Here is a 13,631-nt window from a genome sequence, read left to right as displayed (position 1 = left end):
AATCAAAAGAATCTAAAAAAAGCCTTCTCCACCCTAAGGGTGAAGAAAGCTGCTATTGCTTAATGCGTGAGCACAAATTCATCCAGCATCTTCCCATCCACATCATAAGCCTGATAGGTCAGAGTATTACCGGCAACACTAATCCCTGCGAACATTTGCTTGTAGTTTTGAAAATGCACCGCATGATAGAACTGATCTTCTTTTTTCTCATTAAACTTCCCAGCAGAAGCATTGGTTACCACATATACCGTACCTTTTTTAGCACCTACCGGATTCTCACCTTCAGGAATGATTTTTCCAGCCCGTAACGGGTAGGATCTGGAGTACTCATGATTATGACCCTGTAGTACCAAATCAACCTCATACGCGTCAAAAATATCCGTCCAATCTTCAACCTTCTTATATGAATTCCCCCCGTATGCCGGACGGTGCATCGCAACGATCTTCCATTCCTTATCCGTGCCCTTTAAATCTTGCTTCAGCCACTCGGCTTGCTTTTTTAAATTACTCTCCGTATTCAATACAGATACATGCACAGGACCATAATCGAAAGAATAAGAAGTGCCTGCAACGGAACCCTTTGCCCCGTTATCAGGCAGGTTGAAATGGGAAGTAAAGTCTGTCGCATCGCCATCCACCTCATCATGATTTCCTGTAACAGGCATTAAGGGTATCCCAGAAATCAAGCTTTGCACGTTCCCAAAAAATTGATCCCAGCTGCCCGAATCCTCCGGGTTCTCCGTTATGTCACCATTATGAACAATAAACTTGGCCTCTGGAAAGGTCTGAAAAGCCTTGCTCAATGTCTTCCCCCACAGTTTAAAATCATTCGCACTATCCCCTTGGGAATCCGTAACGTTGATAAATGTAGCACTGTCTAGTCCTCTCTCTTCCGTGGTGAATTCCGAAACTGTACTCCATTCCCCCTCAACACCGCTACCCACTCTGTAAGAATACATTGCCCCCGGCTCAAGTCCCGTAACCTCCGCTTTATGAACACCTCTAGTACCATTGTCTGTTTTTATTGAGCTACTATCTGCTTCTACCCTTAATACATCCGAATTTGCAAAAGAAGAACTCCGTCCCTTGACCAACTCCAGAACTCCTGCGGTGTTGGAATCGTTAGTATACCAAGTGAAAGCACGACTCGTTCCAGCATCTCCTTTAAAGGTGGTAACAAGATCATACGGGGTTGATGATTTCGCGGAGCTCCCGGATTTGGACCACTCCATCCCAACAGCCACCAAGATCAATACAATCACTACTAGCCCTAGGATAATGGCGAATTTATAGTCTTTCATCACGGCTCCTCCTTCATTTCTCTCTCTAGTCTTCTAACTAAGATAGCCTTCCAGAAAGTCAGAAGTCAAATCTATACCTCCATACTTTTGTTAACGCAGTGTAAAACATTCAGCTAACATTCAGTCTATTTTAAGTTAAGCATAAGGTCTGTCTCCTAGAATTAGTTGTGCAAGAAGGTCAACCAACGACAGAGAAAGAGATAGAAACGAGGTGGGAAAATGAGTAACAAGCTTCAATTCCGGCATGAGCTGAAATTCTTCATTAACTATCATCAATACCTTATATTGCGCCAGCGATTGCAGAGCTTGATTGATACAGACGAGCACGCCAATGAGAGTGGCGAATATCATATTCGCAGTTTATATTTTGACGACATCAACAACTCGGCGCTTGCCGACAAACTCGGTGGTCTCAGAGAACGCGCCAAATACCGTATTCGCATCTACAACATTCAAGACAACATTATTCACTTTGAGAAAAAAATCAAAATGGACGATTATATCGCCAAAATCAAAGAGCCGCTGACCCGTCAAATGTACGACGAGATCATGGCAGGCAACTATGAGGTCCTGAATGTCCCGGACAGTCCGCTGTTCATGGAACTATACCATCAGATGCGTCACAACCTACTGCGGCCTAAGGTCATCGTCGATTACGTTCGTGAGCCTTATGTTTGTCAGAACGGTAACGTGCGGATTACATTCGATAAGGAATTACGTACCGGTCTGCATTCGACGGATATTTTTGATAAGGATTTACATCCGATTCGAGCGATTGATGAGAACTTCATTATTTTTGAAGTGAAATTCGATGAGTACATTCCGGAGTACATTAAAATTGCGCTGCAGTTAGAAGGGTTGAACAGACAGTCCGCTTCAAAATATGTAATCTGCCGCAAATTCTTAAAAACCAACACTTGGGAGGATTATTGATTATGAATGCATCACTAGCAACGCTAGCAGCAACCGCAACAACAGATACAACCACAAATACTTTTACAGATATTATTAAAAGCTCGGTGATCGACAACTTTGTATCCGACATAAGCATCTCGAAGATGCTCATCACCTTGGGGGTAGCTTTCCTAATCGGATATTTCATTTATCTTCTCTACAAACGTGTTTTTAGCGGAGTGTTATATTCCAAAAGCTTCAACGTCTCGCTCATAGGCATGACCATGATTACTGCCACTGTTATTATCGCGATCAATTCTAACCTTGTGCTGTCCCTCGGTATGGTCGGTGCATTGTCTATCGTTCGTTTCAGAACGCCTATTAAAGATCCAACTGATTTGATCTTTTTGTTCTGGGCAGCAGTCGCAGGCATCGTAACCGGAGCAGGCTTCTTCACTTTAGCAATTGTTGGTTCAATCATCATCGGTCTAATTCTGTTCCTCTTCATCAAACATTCTTCTATCGAAACTCCATACTTGCTAGTCATTAACTGTGATGGTGATGAAAGTGAACGCGAAGTACACAACCATATCACCAAGTCAGTAAAACGCTATAATGTGAAGCAAAAAACAGTATCTGCAAACAATATCGAATTAACACTGGAGCTTCGTCTGGATGATAAAGTAGGTGGCTTTGTCAATACAGTCTCCGACCTAAAAGGAGTCAAAAATGCACTTCTAATCAGCTATAGCGGCGACTATGTATCCTAAACACAATATTATGAAAGGCGGTGCCCCAGATGAAAGCAAGAGGTAAGTCTATCCTGCTGAGTCTTTGTTGCCTGCTGCTGGTCATCGCTGTAACTGGGTGCCAGAACGCAAGTCCATCAGCAACAAACGAAACTGCAACAGATTCTAAGGATAAGGTAGTCTCGAGCGACGAGAAAAATCAAGACGAGCAGGTCTTTCCAAAAGATAAGGTCGTCGATGTCAAAATCACTTTGGACCCGGATGATTTTCAGGACATGCTGGATAATGCCAGTGCTGAAGAATACAAAATGGCTTCTGTAGAGTATAACGGGATCAAATTCGATAACGTAGCCGTTCGAACCAAAGGAAATCTTAGCCTCAGAAGTGTAGTACAGATGACGGACTCTGATCGTTACAGCTTCAAAATTTCATTTGATGAATATGTGAACCAGAATTTATTCGGCATCACTAAGATCAACCTGAATAACAATTACAGCGATGCTTCTTATATGCGTGAATTCCTAACCTATGAGCTCGCTGAGAGTGTCGGACTCCCTACGCCGAAATACTCCTTCGTCAATGTGTACGTCAACGATGAACTGAAGGGCTTCTACCTCGCGGTGGAACAGATCGGCGACGCTTATCTGGAACGTAACTTTGGGAACTCTTACGGTGCACTTTATAAAGGGGAAATGACTGGTCAAGGCAGTGACTTAACTTGGCTTGGTGATGATCCATCTCTCTATACTGGACTGGTAATGAAGTCGGATAAATCCAACGATGATATTCTGATCGATATGCTGAATGAGCTTAATAATGGCACCGATTATGAAAAATACATCGACGTAGAGGAATCGCTGAAGTATATCGCTCTAAATGCGGTAACAGCTAATATGGACAGTTATCTAGGTGGTAATAAGCAAAATTATTACTTATATGAAGACGATGGGGTCTTCTCCATTCTGCCGTGGGATTATAATATGGCTTTTGGCGGCATGGGCAGCGCAGATGTGCTGATTGATGAGCCTACTCAAGGCGCACTGGCAGAACGGCCACTGATTGCCAAGCTGCTGGCTAATGACGAATATAAAGCGAAATATCACGAGATTGTCAGCGAGATGATTAATGGTTATCTAGCGGACGACACTTTCCAAACTCGGATGGACCAGCTGGACATGATGATTTCCAGCTATGTCAAAGCGGATCCTTCAGCTTTCTACACCTTCGAGCAATATGAAGAAGGGATTAAATCTGTTAAGACCTTCATGTCGAATATGGCGAAAAATATCCAGCAGCAGCTCGATGGCACCATCCCTTCCTCCGGTGACGGATCGGGAAGTGGTATGGGTGGCGGCATGGGCGGCGGCGGCTTTGGCGGTGGCGCTAGAAATGGTGCAGCTGCAGGTGCCACTGGTGCCGGACAAGGCGCGAACGCCGCGAGTAACGGGCAAGTGGCTGGCGCGGAGACCGAGAGCACTACCACTGTTGATGGCGCTACTGCGCCGAACGCCGTAAGCGGGCAAGCAGCTACTGATGGGCAGGCGCCTCAGGGTGCAGGCGGTGAGCCCGGCGCCATGGGCGGACCCGCTATTCCTGATGCCGGTGCAGGTCCTGGCAGTAACACGCAAGCAGCAGCTGGCGGTCAAGCGCCTCAGGGTGATCAGACCAACACTAACGGGCAGGCTGCTCAAGGTGGACAGACCAACGCCAACGGGCAGGCCGTTCAAGGTGGGCAAGACAACACTGACGGGCAAGCTGCTCAAGGCGGATTTAATGGAGGCGCAGGCGGTGAGCCTGGTGACATGGGTGGTCCAACTATCCCTGAAGGCGGAAACGGTCCTGGCGGTGGCGGCTTTGGTGGCGGTGGTGCCATGCAGCAAAAAGGCAGCACGAGTGAAGCCATTACTACTGGGGTCGCAATCCTGCTTCTGCTACTAACCGCAATCTTTGTAACCTTCTATAAACGCAAACGGTTATAGAAAAGTAAGAAATTATCCTCAACAAAAAAAGACATGAAGAAGCCTCCGACGTTAATTGACGGGGGCTTCTTTCATGTCTTAAAGATTATATTGCCAAATCTACACATACAAACTACTGAGAACAGTTCCATATCTCGCTCGGAACTGTTCTCGGTTTTCATCTCAAACTTTTTTCTTATCAAAATCTCCAACAATGATCACGGAATACAACTAGTTCTTACTCTTTCCGCCCACGTAATATACTAATGGCCGCTATTAAAAAAGCTAGTAATGATATCCCGACTGCGATATAGACCATTGGGTTGACACTGTTTGACTTCTCTTCATCTTTCATGATAGCGTTGTGCTCTTCCATACTCATGGAATCTCCCACGGCACTAGCACCGTGAGAATGCTCATCCCCTGCTGCGGCTTGCACAATCGAGGTCACAGAGTGTGGATTCTCTGTTCCGGCCTCGCCGGACCATTGCACCAAGCTTCCATCGGCATAGTGCTGATAAGCATCCCATGCAATGTCGCCAGCGGCATCAGGGTTCTTGGCCGTAAAATAGAAGCGTTGGAATTGCCCCTTCTGAATGCCCTCACCATTAGCTATCCAGCTAACCTTATTCCCTTCAATGGTAACATCCCATCCGGGTGTAGCCTCATATTGTTTAAACTCTGCACCTGCTGGAACGCGCAGATCAACTTGTACAGTTGCCACATCTTTTTCCGAAGGAACCTTAAGCGTGTAGGTCTCCCATGCTCCGGTACTGGATTGTGCTGGTGCCACAGTTACGTGCGCACTAGCCACGGCTGCAAACAACAATAGTGTGGCGGCAGCTGGTGCGAATAAAGTCATTATTTTGCGAGATAATCTGTTCATAATTAGCCCCTTCTCATAAGTAATCCTATAAATTTCGTCATTTAACAAACCACTATATCTCCTTGGGAAAATCCCGTTTACGCGAAGCAAGCCCTTGTTCCAAGGCATAACGCGTCAGCTGTGTTCGATTTTGGAGTTGAAGCTTTTGGAGGATGTTCTTCAGATGATTTTTTACGGTATGCTCCGAAATCCCCAAGCTCACGGCAATCTCCTTGTTCTTGGATCCAGAAGATACACAGCTTAAAATTTCTTTCTCTCTTGCCGTCAACGACTCCCCTTCATCTGTTACAGAAGGCACGGTGAACTCCTTCAAGATTTGAAAAGCCAGCTCCCGACTAAGCGGTGCTTCTTCATTAACAATAGCCTGCAAATATTGAATCCAGGTGGAAGGTGCCAGATTCTTTAGCAAATACCCCTGTGCTCCTTGCTTCAGCGCTTCGAGGAGATGGGAAATCTCGTCCGATACCGTAACGATAACGATTTTGACATAGGGATATTCCTGCTTGATCCGGCGAGTCGTCTCCAGCCCGTCCATCACCGGCATCTGAATGTCGATTAGAATGAGATCAGGCATCCATTGCGCTGTGAAAGCGATCGCCTCAGCACCACTCTCCACCACACCAATAACCTCAAAACTATCATCCATGGACAAAATCTCACACATCGCTTCACGCGCATGCGCATGATCATCCACAACTAAAACTCGGTATCGGCTCATGGACTGACATCCCCCTTCGTAATTTCAACCTGGGTGCCTGTGTCACCGGATATCAGCCTAAGCTTCCATCCCATCCCCTCGACACGCTCCTTCATGATCTGAAGTCCGTAGCTGCCACTCCCTTCAAATGGATCATGCCGAAATCCTTCTCCGTTGTCTGCAACAACTACTCTCCAGCTCTTCTCATCGCCAGTGCCAGTAATTGAAACCAGCCCCGCTCGTGTATGCTTACGAACATTAATGATCGCTTCACGGATACAGGATAACAATTCTGATTTTTCCGAAGGAGAGAGCGCATCATCTTCCAGACTCCAATCGAGCGAGGCTTCGATCATAATCTCATTAGCCATCTGGGCTAGCTGGTCTTTTACCGACTGTTCCAATGAAAAAGAACTCTGCTCAGAGACCGGAATCTTCAGATTAGCGATGGCTTGCCGCACATAACGGTTCACCTCATGGACCGTCTTTTTAATCTGATTCACACTTTCCTCACTGACTTCACCGTTCTTGCGGTTTGCTTCTAGACGGTCGATTTTGACAGATAAAAGGAATAAAGATTGCGCCATCCCGTCATGCAATTCCTTGGCTAGACCTTCCCGGGCCTTCATTGCTTCCTTAAGCGCACGTTCCTGCTCCAACTCCCGCTGATTCCTCTCCATAAGAGAGAACAATGGGACGAGTAATACAAGACTGACTAAAAACACGAGAACCGGTGTCAAATAGTTCCCTAAATCCATTGAAATATAAGGCATTAGAAACTGATGGCGTACGACTTCCCAGATTCCTACCATAAACGTTGGCAGTAACAGGATCATGTACTTTATTCGTTTATACGTTGCCGTCCCCTCCCGCACATCTTATGCTTAACATTATCACCGTCTCATCCCAGCTGCATGACTCGATCGGGCTATATAAAGCTGTTAATGTTACAAATTTAAGTATTTTAAAAGGTGAATGCTGTCATTTATAATATCACAAGCAAGCTTTCTTATATTGTAGCAAAAAAAAGATACATCTCACGATGCACCCAATCATTTCTACTTTTACGTGAAGCCCTACCTATATTGGAGAAGTATAACGTCCATATTGGATGTCCATTTCCTTAAACAAATCTCCTTCTTTTTTCAGAAAAAAAGTATTTACTCCCTCTGATCCCCACCAATTTAATCCAAGAAGAGGACCATTTAAGGTTTCGGCAGCAAAAAGAATGGAGAACATTTCAGGCATAACCTCTCCGCCATCATCCACCCGCCAGACTGAATATTCATCCCCTTGAATCACCGCAGGATAGTCCATAAAGGTAAATTCATCTTTTTCTTTCCAGACGAGACTAAATAACATATCCTGATCCAGCCTCACGAATTGAACAAGATACAACTGCCGATCTGTAGACAGCTCTGCAAGCTTCCATATGTTCTGAATTTCACGGTTTTTCGTATCCACAATACGCTGCCGAACACTTACTTCTACAGTGGAAGCTTGTTGGCCCTTCATAGATTCAATAGGCAAAAGCGCATCAACCTTAAAGTCTGCTTGATCCGTCAAATAATAGGTTTCATCCGGGGTCGCACTTGCTTCTTCCACCGTAAAAAGATACCCCGCCAGATTCACAAAATTATGCGCCATCTCCCGGCCATTGCTATCCGCTGTTCCATCCTGCCACTTGTTAAATTTCACTTTTAACACTTTACCCTGATCACCAATGGCTTCATTTAATTGTGCCATCTCCTGATCCAGCCCTTGTTCATGCCCGGTGACTAGAATATTCCGCCCCTCTGCATCCGCAAAGCCAAAACTCATCTTCAGCTTATCAGTGTCTAGATAAGCATCAGTCTTCTGCTTGCTTGGAGTCGGTAATGGCTCTGCGCTTGAAGGAAGAGTTGGAGAAGGCAGTACAGTTTCCGCACTTTGTTCAGGTGTAGACTCAGCATGATCCCCATCACTGGTCAAAGAGTTGTTGCTAGAACAACCCACCAACATAAGGACAATAAAGAAACTTACCATGAGCTTATTCATTCTTATTCCTCCAAACGAAGTTAGAATATTCCCATGCTCAGGTAACGTTCCCCCGCATCAGGTGCAATACATAGCACTCGCTTGCCGGCCCCGAGGCGCCGTGCTTCCTGCAATGCTGTCCATACTGCGGCGCCACCTGATGGGCCTAGCAGAATCCCTTCCTGTGCTGCCAGCATTCTCACAGTATTCAGTGCATCTTCATCCGAAACTTGAACAATTTCATCATAGACCTTCGTATTCAGAATGGCGGGTATAAAGCCCGGACTGGTTCCAACCAGCTTATGCGGTCCGGGCTTTCCACCGGATAACACTGGCGAGCCTTGCGGTTCAACAACAAGAATACGAATATCCGGAAGCTGCTCACGCAACACTTCCCCAGTTCCAGTAATTGTGCCTCCTGTTCCCGAAGATGCAACGAACACGTCCAGCTTCCCTTCCATTTGCTCCATAATTTCAAGAGCTGTCGTTGTTCGGTGAATGTCAGGATTCGCTTTATTCTCGAATTGCTGTGGAATAAAGCTATTCGCCACTTCTTTCCCTAGCTCGATTGCTTTTGCTATAGCCCCCGGCATCCGCTCCGCTGCAGGAGTCAACACAACTTCAGCTCCATAAGCTTTTAGAATATTGATTCGTTCCTTCGTCATATTGTCAGGCATGACAAGAATCGCTTTATAGCCTTTTGCAGCGGCATTCATAGCCAATCCAATGCCTGTATTTCCGCTTGTCGGCTCAATAATGGTTCCTCCAGGTTTCAGCAGCCCGTCTAGTTCCGCTTGCAGGATCAGATTATAAGCGGCTCTATCCTTTACACTGCCACTGGGATTGAAGCGTTCCAGCTTCACATATAGTTCTGCATCTTGGGGTGTGGTCAACCGATTCAGCCGCACAACCGGTGTATTCCCAATAAGCTCTGTTATATTGTTAACAACAAGGGGTGTCATCCTAGAGCCTCCTTCATTTCTGTACTTCCCATTATTGTAACTTGAGCGGCATCTCCTGTCGATTCTGGAACTAGCAGTCCTAACTTAAAAAACCTTAAAAAGCCGCCTCCCATACTTATGGGTAGGCGGCTTCATCATAACTGAATGCTGGTCTACTACAACTTACGGATTCACGTTAATGGTAAAGGTAGATGTATTATTCTTAATATTCGTTACTGTATTCGTAATCTTCAGATTGTTGAAGGTTGCTGAGCCTCTGGCTGGACCTTGACCTGCCTCAGCAGCTTCATTCACCCAGATACCCACCCCGGATTTGCTATCAAAAGCATCGCCGCTCTTCTGTGCACCGGTAATTGTAACGTTATTAAAGATGGTATCTGTTACTGGGAATTGTGGAGTGGAACCTACATAGTTGGTCTGGAACATGATGCCATGATAGGTTGGATCAATGATATCCACATCATTAACTCGAATACCTTGGAAGACCTTCGAGGCCGAGAATACCCAAATCGCCGGGAAAGTCTGCGCGCCCCAGAAATGCCCACCTGCACGAACAATAGAAATATTCTCAAAATTCGTAGTCGGTGAAGCTCCGAAACCGTTCATCGGATATCCAAAGTCTAACGAGCTAATCGTAATCCCGGAGTAGCAAAGCGTATCCGCGATATAAATGTTACGGAAGGTATTTGCATATCCGCCATAGACAGCTACACCGGCAGCACGCCAAGTCAAGATTGAAGTGAGGTTCTCGTAGACGTTGTCCTTCATATCTGCACCGCCGGAATCAATCGCCGAGAACAACGCAAAGCTATCATCACCGGTTGCCCGGGCTTCAATATTAGACACGAGGTTGTTCGTGCTGCCATTAGTCATATTAATGCCGTCAGCGAAGGTGTTACGGATACGGGAGTTTTTAATCACCATATTATCCGTGTTAGCTCCCCAGTACATACATACCTGATGTTCGGTCCAAATGTTATCGATCGTAATATTCGCCACATTGGAGAAATCAAATACTTTACCAGGACCGTCGATTCGTGATGTGTAGTTTCCGAAATAAGCGAAATTCGCAAAGGTAGATCCATTGGCTGTATCACTGGCGCGGAAGCCGACATCGGTATTCTCTTGGTTAGTTGGAGCAATAAACCTTGTATACCAAGGACCCGCACCGATAACCTTCACTGCCTTGCCGTAGACCTGAAACTTGTTAGAGGTCTGATAGTTACCTGGTGGCAAATACACACCTACGAGATTTCCTGTGGTGTCCATGCGCACTTTATCAAGTGCATTTTGAACATCCTGATGCGTAAAGCCTGCTGGAACAGTGTATTTAGCCGGATCTGGATTAGCGATCGGTGAAACCTGCTCTAGACTGATGAAATCAATGGCGTATTGAGAGGTGTTAGCGCTATCCTTTTGTAAACGGATCGTACTTCCTGCCGGAATCGTGCTGTCAAACATAATGTTAGCTTCATCATAAATATGCCGTGGAGAACCTGCGCTTGGCGAATTGCCAGGACTTGTCTCAGAACCATACAACCATGCATATTTAGAAGTTAAGTTAATAGCTTTGCTAAAGACACCATTAACATAGATGTTAAGCGTAGCATTTGTGCCGTCACCACTCGCTGAATCTGGAATTGAGAAACGAGTAACCAGAGTGTTTGTGCTGGCTTTTGACGTGAATTCAACATAGCTGCCTGTGGTGTTCAGCGTGACTGCTCTTCTGCCTGAAGCCTCACCTGCAGGATCGCCGATGGTCCGGTTAGCTGAAAGCTTCACAGCTCCGCCGCCAATCACCCCATCCTCAGCCTCATACATGTCGTAAGGCATATTCGCTCCTCGACCAATGAACAGTGACTGCGTCTGAATATTATTAGCCCGTTTCACAAGCAGCTCATTAGCATCTACTGCAATTTCACTCTTCACAGTATATTTGCCATTTCCTGCTGTCCAATTACCGAGAGCTACAGGTGCTGTGGTTACCCCACTTGATATCACGCCGTTATAGGTGCCTGTAAGAGTTTTAACTACCGCATTCGTAGTAGCATCTAAAACCGTCAGAGTTATGTTATGCGCACCACTCGCGGAAGCTGCTGTACCTTGATTCTTAATGGCCACTGAGAAGCTTACAGTGTTGCCGCCTGCTGGATTTCCAGGTGTCCAACTGACGGAGGAAGCAACCAGGTCAGAACTCGATACAGGTGCAACTACAAGGGAAGTCGGGCTAGTGAAGCTATTATTTCCCTCATTTGATTCAATAACAGTATTATTCTCATCGACCTTTGCACTTAATGAGTAGGTTGCCGCATCTTTTGCCCCCATATTAAGAGATACGCTCGTTGATGCGCCAGCAGCTAGAGCACCTACTGGGCTAGTACCTACAAGTGTAGTGCCTAAATAAAAATTCACATTAGTTGCAGCAGATGCTAGAGTCCCGATATTCTTAACTGTTGCATTAAGAGTAATGGCATCCGTCTCAATGGGAGATGTTGGAGTCCATGTAAGACCAGTCACCGTCAAGTCTGGATTCGCAGATGGTGTACCAATTACCTGAAATTCAGCAATTTGTCCAGCACTTGAACCAGAGTTAGTAGTGATCTTTAGCTGCAATTCACTAGCCGTAGCCGTGACCGGAATCGTCACTGTATTACCGGTTGCCGGATTAAAGGTATACACGGTCGCAGGTACAAGACTCGTAAAAGCCGTTGTATTCTGATTATGCCCAAGCACTTGAATGGTCTGAGTACGTGTAGACCACGCCGATGAAGGATTCAGCTTTAGAACTACTGATGTAACATCAGCATTGCTACCCAAGTTAACCGTTAATGTGTTCGGATAACTTCCTCCCGCACCCTCCCAATAAGTGGTCACATCCCCGTCATTCGCATTCGTCTGTACAAAAGTAAAGACTGAAGAGGACGCAGTTATACTTTTGTTCAATGCCAAATTAGAACCCGTCCCGGGTGTTGGAGTAGCTGTCGGCGTTGGTGTTGGCGTTGCTGTTGGTGTTGGCGTCGGTGTTGGTGTTGCTGTTGGTGTCGGTGTCGGTGTCGGTGTCGGTGTCGGTGTCGGTGTCGGTGTCGGTGTTGGTGTTGCTGTCGGTGCTGAAGACGGAGTAAGGATCAAGTTATCCAGATTCACGTTTCCAGTATCACCTGCATCATATTTATAAGTAATCGTATTAGCACCAGCATTCAAGGCTAGCGTTTCAACCTTTGTAGACCATGTATTCCAGTTAGCTAGATTTAAAAGAGAAGATTGCTTTATTTTAGTCCCATTGACATAAATACTTATTGTTTTAGTGCTCCCTGAAGCATTTGCATATTTTAATGCGGTATCATAGTTTCCAGCAGAGGCAACATTAACACTAAAGGCAGTCGTTGCTCCTTGTGTCAAATAGCCATCTACGAATCCGGTTCCGGTATAACCAGTATGATCTGTATTGACTTTTGCTCCACCGGATAAGGCAGCGTTCTCCGCTTCATATCCTGTGGTTGGGAGTGTAGTTGTACTGCCATAAATCTCAATTTCCGATAGCTGTGCTGCCGGCCAGCCTGTATTTGCCGTGAAGTTCAATTTAACATATCTAGCACTCGCAGCTGTAAAGTTAATGGTCACAGTATTAGAAACGCTTGCTGGATTAAAGGTGTAATTGGCAGAGGCTGCTAAGTTAGTGTAAGTAGAATCATCAGAGCTTCCCTCCACCGACAATGTTTGGGTTCTAGATTCCCAGTTCGCCGGCAGTTTTAGAACAACCTGATTGACGCTGCTTACTTCGCCTAAGTCCACTTTAATCCATTGCGGGAATGCGTTACTTACACTTTCCCAATATGTTCCTTGATTGCCGTCATTGGCATTAGTTGCTACATAAACATCGCCGAATGAGCTTGAAGTAATACTCTTCCCTTGGGCTAAATTCCCCGCAGCTAAACTCACTGAGGGATATAAAGCTAACTGACCTACAAATAAGATTACAATCAAAAAATACATTACTGTCGGTTTACCCGTAAATTTTTTAGAAGCTGCTATCATTAGAGAACCACCTCCCAAAGATTTGTGAAGCTATGCAGCCATTAAGAATGCGCTTTCAAAATAGTATTATTATAGACATCCGCCTCCTAAAATAGATATGATAGTGTTTCGACGAGACTTAACAATCACACCA

10 protein-coding genes are annotated in these 13,631 nt (G+C 45.6%); 3 read left to right on the top strand and 7 right to left on the bottom strand.

The annotated features are described in order from the left end of the window. Positions 1-59: 59 nt before the first annotated feature. On the bottom strand, positions 60-1,301 hold the full coding sequence (locus tag NSU15_RS11810; RefSeq protein WP_339290521.1) for a metallophosphoesterase family protein: 1,242 nt from the start codon (positions 1,299-1,301) through the stop codon (positions 60-62). Positions 1,302-1,520: 219 nt separating this feature from the next. On the opposite strand from NSU15_RS11810, the gene NSU15_RS11805 reads away from it, so the two are divergent. Genes NSU15_RS11805 through NSU15_RS11795 form a run of 3 tightly spaced genes read left to right on the top strand, consistent with a single transcriptional unit; the run spans position 1,521 to position 4,923 of the window. Then, the gene (locus NSU15_RS11805) at positions 1,521-2,234 is read left to right on the top strand and encodes a polyphosphate polymerase domain-containing protein (RefSeq protein ID WP_042126661.1); all 714 of its coding nucleotides are present in this window, start codon (positions 1,521-1,523) and stop codon (positions 2,232-2,234) included. A 2-nt stretch (positions 2,235-2,236) separates the two neighbouring features. Next, positions 2,237-2,965 (top strand): DUF4956 domain-containing protein, encoded by a 729-nt coding sequence (locus NSU15_RS11800; protein WP_339290519.1) that lies wholly within the window; start codon positions 2,237-2,239, stop codon positions 2,963-2,965. A 29-nt stretch (positions 2,966-2,994) separates the two neighbouring features. Continuing rightward, complete coding sequence (locus NSU15_RS11795; RefSeq protein WP_339290517.1) at positions 2,995-4,923, top strand: CotH kinase family protein; 1,929 nt, start codon at positions 2,995-2,997, stop codon at positions 4,921-4,923. Positions 4,924-5,140: 217 nt separating this feature from the next. Here NSU15_RS11795 and NSU15_RS11790 read toward each other — a convergent pair whose 3' ends face one another. The 6 genes from NSU15_RS11790 to NSU15_RS11765 all read right to left on the bottom strand — a co-directional run bounded on the left by NSU15_RS11790 (position 5,141) and on the right by NSU15_RS11765 (position 13,498). Next, the gene (locus NSU15_RS11790) at positions 5,141-5,788 is read right to left on the bottom strand and encodes a DUF1775 domain-containing protein (RefSeq protein WP_076117857.1); all 648 of its coding nucleotides are present in this window, start codon (positions 5,786-5,788) and stop codon (positions 5,141-5,143) included. 52 nt (positions 5,789-5,840) lie between these two features. Further along, complete coding sequence (locus NSU15_RS11785) at positions 5,841-6,506, bottom strand: response regulator transcription factor (protein ID WP_042126655.1); 666 nt, start codon at positions 6,504-6,506, stop codon at positions 5,841-5,843. Next, positions 6,503-7,321 (bottom strand): histidine kinase, encoded by an 819-nt coding sequence (locus NSU15_RS11780; RefSeq protein WP_042126653.1) that lies wholly within the window; start codon positions 7,319-7,321, stop codon positions 6,503-6,505. The genes NSU15_RS11785 and NSU15_RS11780 overlap by 4 nt, the downstream gene beginning before the upstream one ends. A 244-nt stretch (positions 7,322-7,565) precedes the next feature. Continuing rightward, positions 7,566-8,522 carry a hypothetical protein gene (locus NSU15_RS11775; RefSeq protein ID WP_339290514.1) on the bottom strand — a complete coding sequence of 319 codons (957 nt, stop codon included), beginning with the start codon at positions 8,520-8,522 and terminating at the stop codon, positions 7,566-7,568. Between the two features lie 20 nt (positions 8,523-8,542). Then, complete coding sequence (cysK, locus tag NSU15_RS11770; protein ID WP_076117798.1) at positions 8,543-9,463, bottom strand: cysteine synthase A; 921 nt, start codon at positions 9,461-9,463, stop codon at positions 8,543-8,545. 162 nt (positions 9,464-9,625) lie between these two features. Continuing rightward, positions 9,626-13,498, bottom strand: a complete 3,873-nt coding sequence (locus NSU15_RS11765; RefSeq protein ID WP_339290511.1) for a discoidin domain-containing protein — start codon at positions 13,496-13,498, stop codon at positions 9,626-9,628. Between the last annotated feature and the right edge of the window lie 133 nt (positions 13,499-13,631).

Source organism: Paenibacillus sp. FSL E2-0201 (genome assembly GCF_037963325.1).
In the GTDB taxonomy this organism is placed as follows: Bacteria; Bacillota; Bacilli; order Paenibacillales; family Paenibacillaceae; genus Paenibacillus_AQ.
Note: the sequence above shows the minus strand (reverse complement) of the source record. Positions and strands in the feature narration are given on the sequence as shown.

What these genes read in the sequence shown, in the direction of transcription:
- NSU15_RS11810 (WP_339290521.1), bottom strand. Translation starts at nt 1,301, where the DNA reads ATGAAAGACTATAAATTCGCCATTATCCTAGGGCTAGTAGTGATTGTA.
- NSU15_RS11805 (WP_042126661.1), top strand. Translation starts at nt 1,521, where the DNA reads ATGAGTAACAAGCTTCAATTCCGGCATGAGCTGAAATTCTTCATTAAC.
- NSU15_RS11800 (WP_339290519.1), top strand. Translation starts at nt 2,237, where the DNA reads ATGAATGCATCACTAGCAACGCTAGCAGCAACCGCAACAACAGATACA.
- NSU15_RS11795 (WP_339290517.1), top strand. Translation starts at nt 2,995, where the DNA reads ATGAAAGCAAGAGGTAAGTCTATCCTGCTGAGTCTTTGTTGCCTGCTG.
- NSU15_RS11790 (WP_076117857.1), bottom strand. Translation starts at nt 5,788, where the DNA reads ATGAACAGATTATCTCGCAAAATAATGACTTTATTCGCACCAGCTGCC.
- NSU15_RS11785 (WP_042126655.1), bottom strand. Translation starts at nt 6,506, where the DNA reads ATGAGCCGATACCGAGTTTTAGTTGTGGATGATCATGCGCATGCGCGT.
- NSU15_RS11780 (WP_042126653.1), bottom strand. Translation starts at nt 7,321, where the DNA reads ATGATCCTGTTACTGCCAACGTTTATGGTAGGAATCTGGGAAGTCGTA.
- NSU15_RS11775 (WP_339290514.1), bottom strand. Translation starts at nt 8,522, where the DNA reads ATGAATAAGCTCATGGTAAGTTTCTTTATTGTCCTTATGTTGGTGGGT.
- cysK (WP_076117798.1), bottom strand. Translation starts at nt 9,463, where the DNA reads ATGACACCCCTTGTTGTTAACAATATAACAGAGCTTATTGGGAATACA.
- NSU15_RS11765 (WP_339290511.1), bottom strand. Translation starts at nt 13,498, where the DNA reads ATGATAGCAGCTTCTAAAAAATTTACGGGTAAACCGACAGTAATGTAT.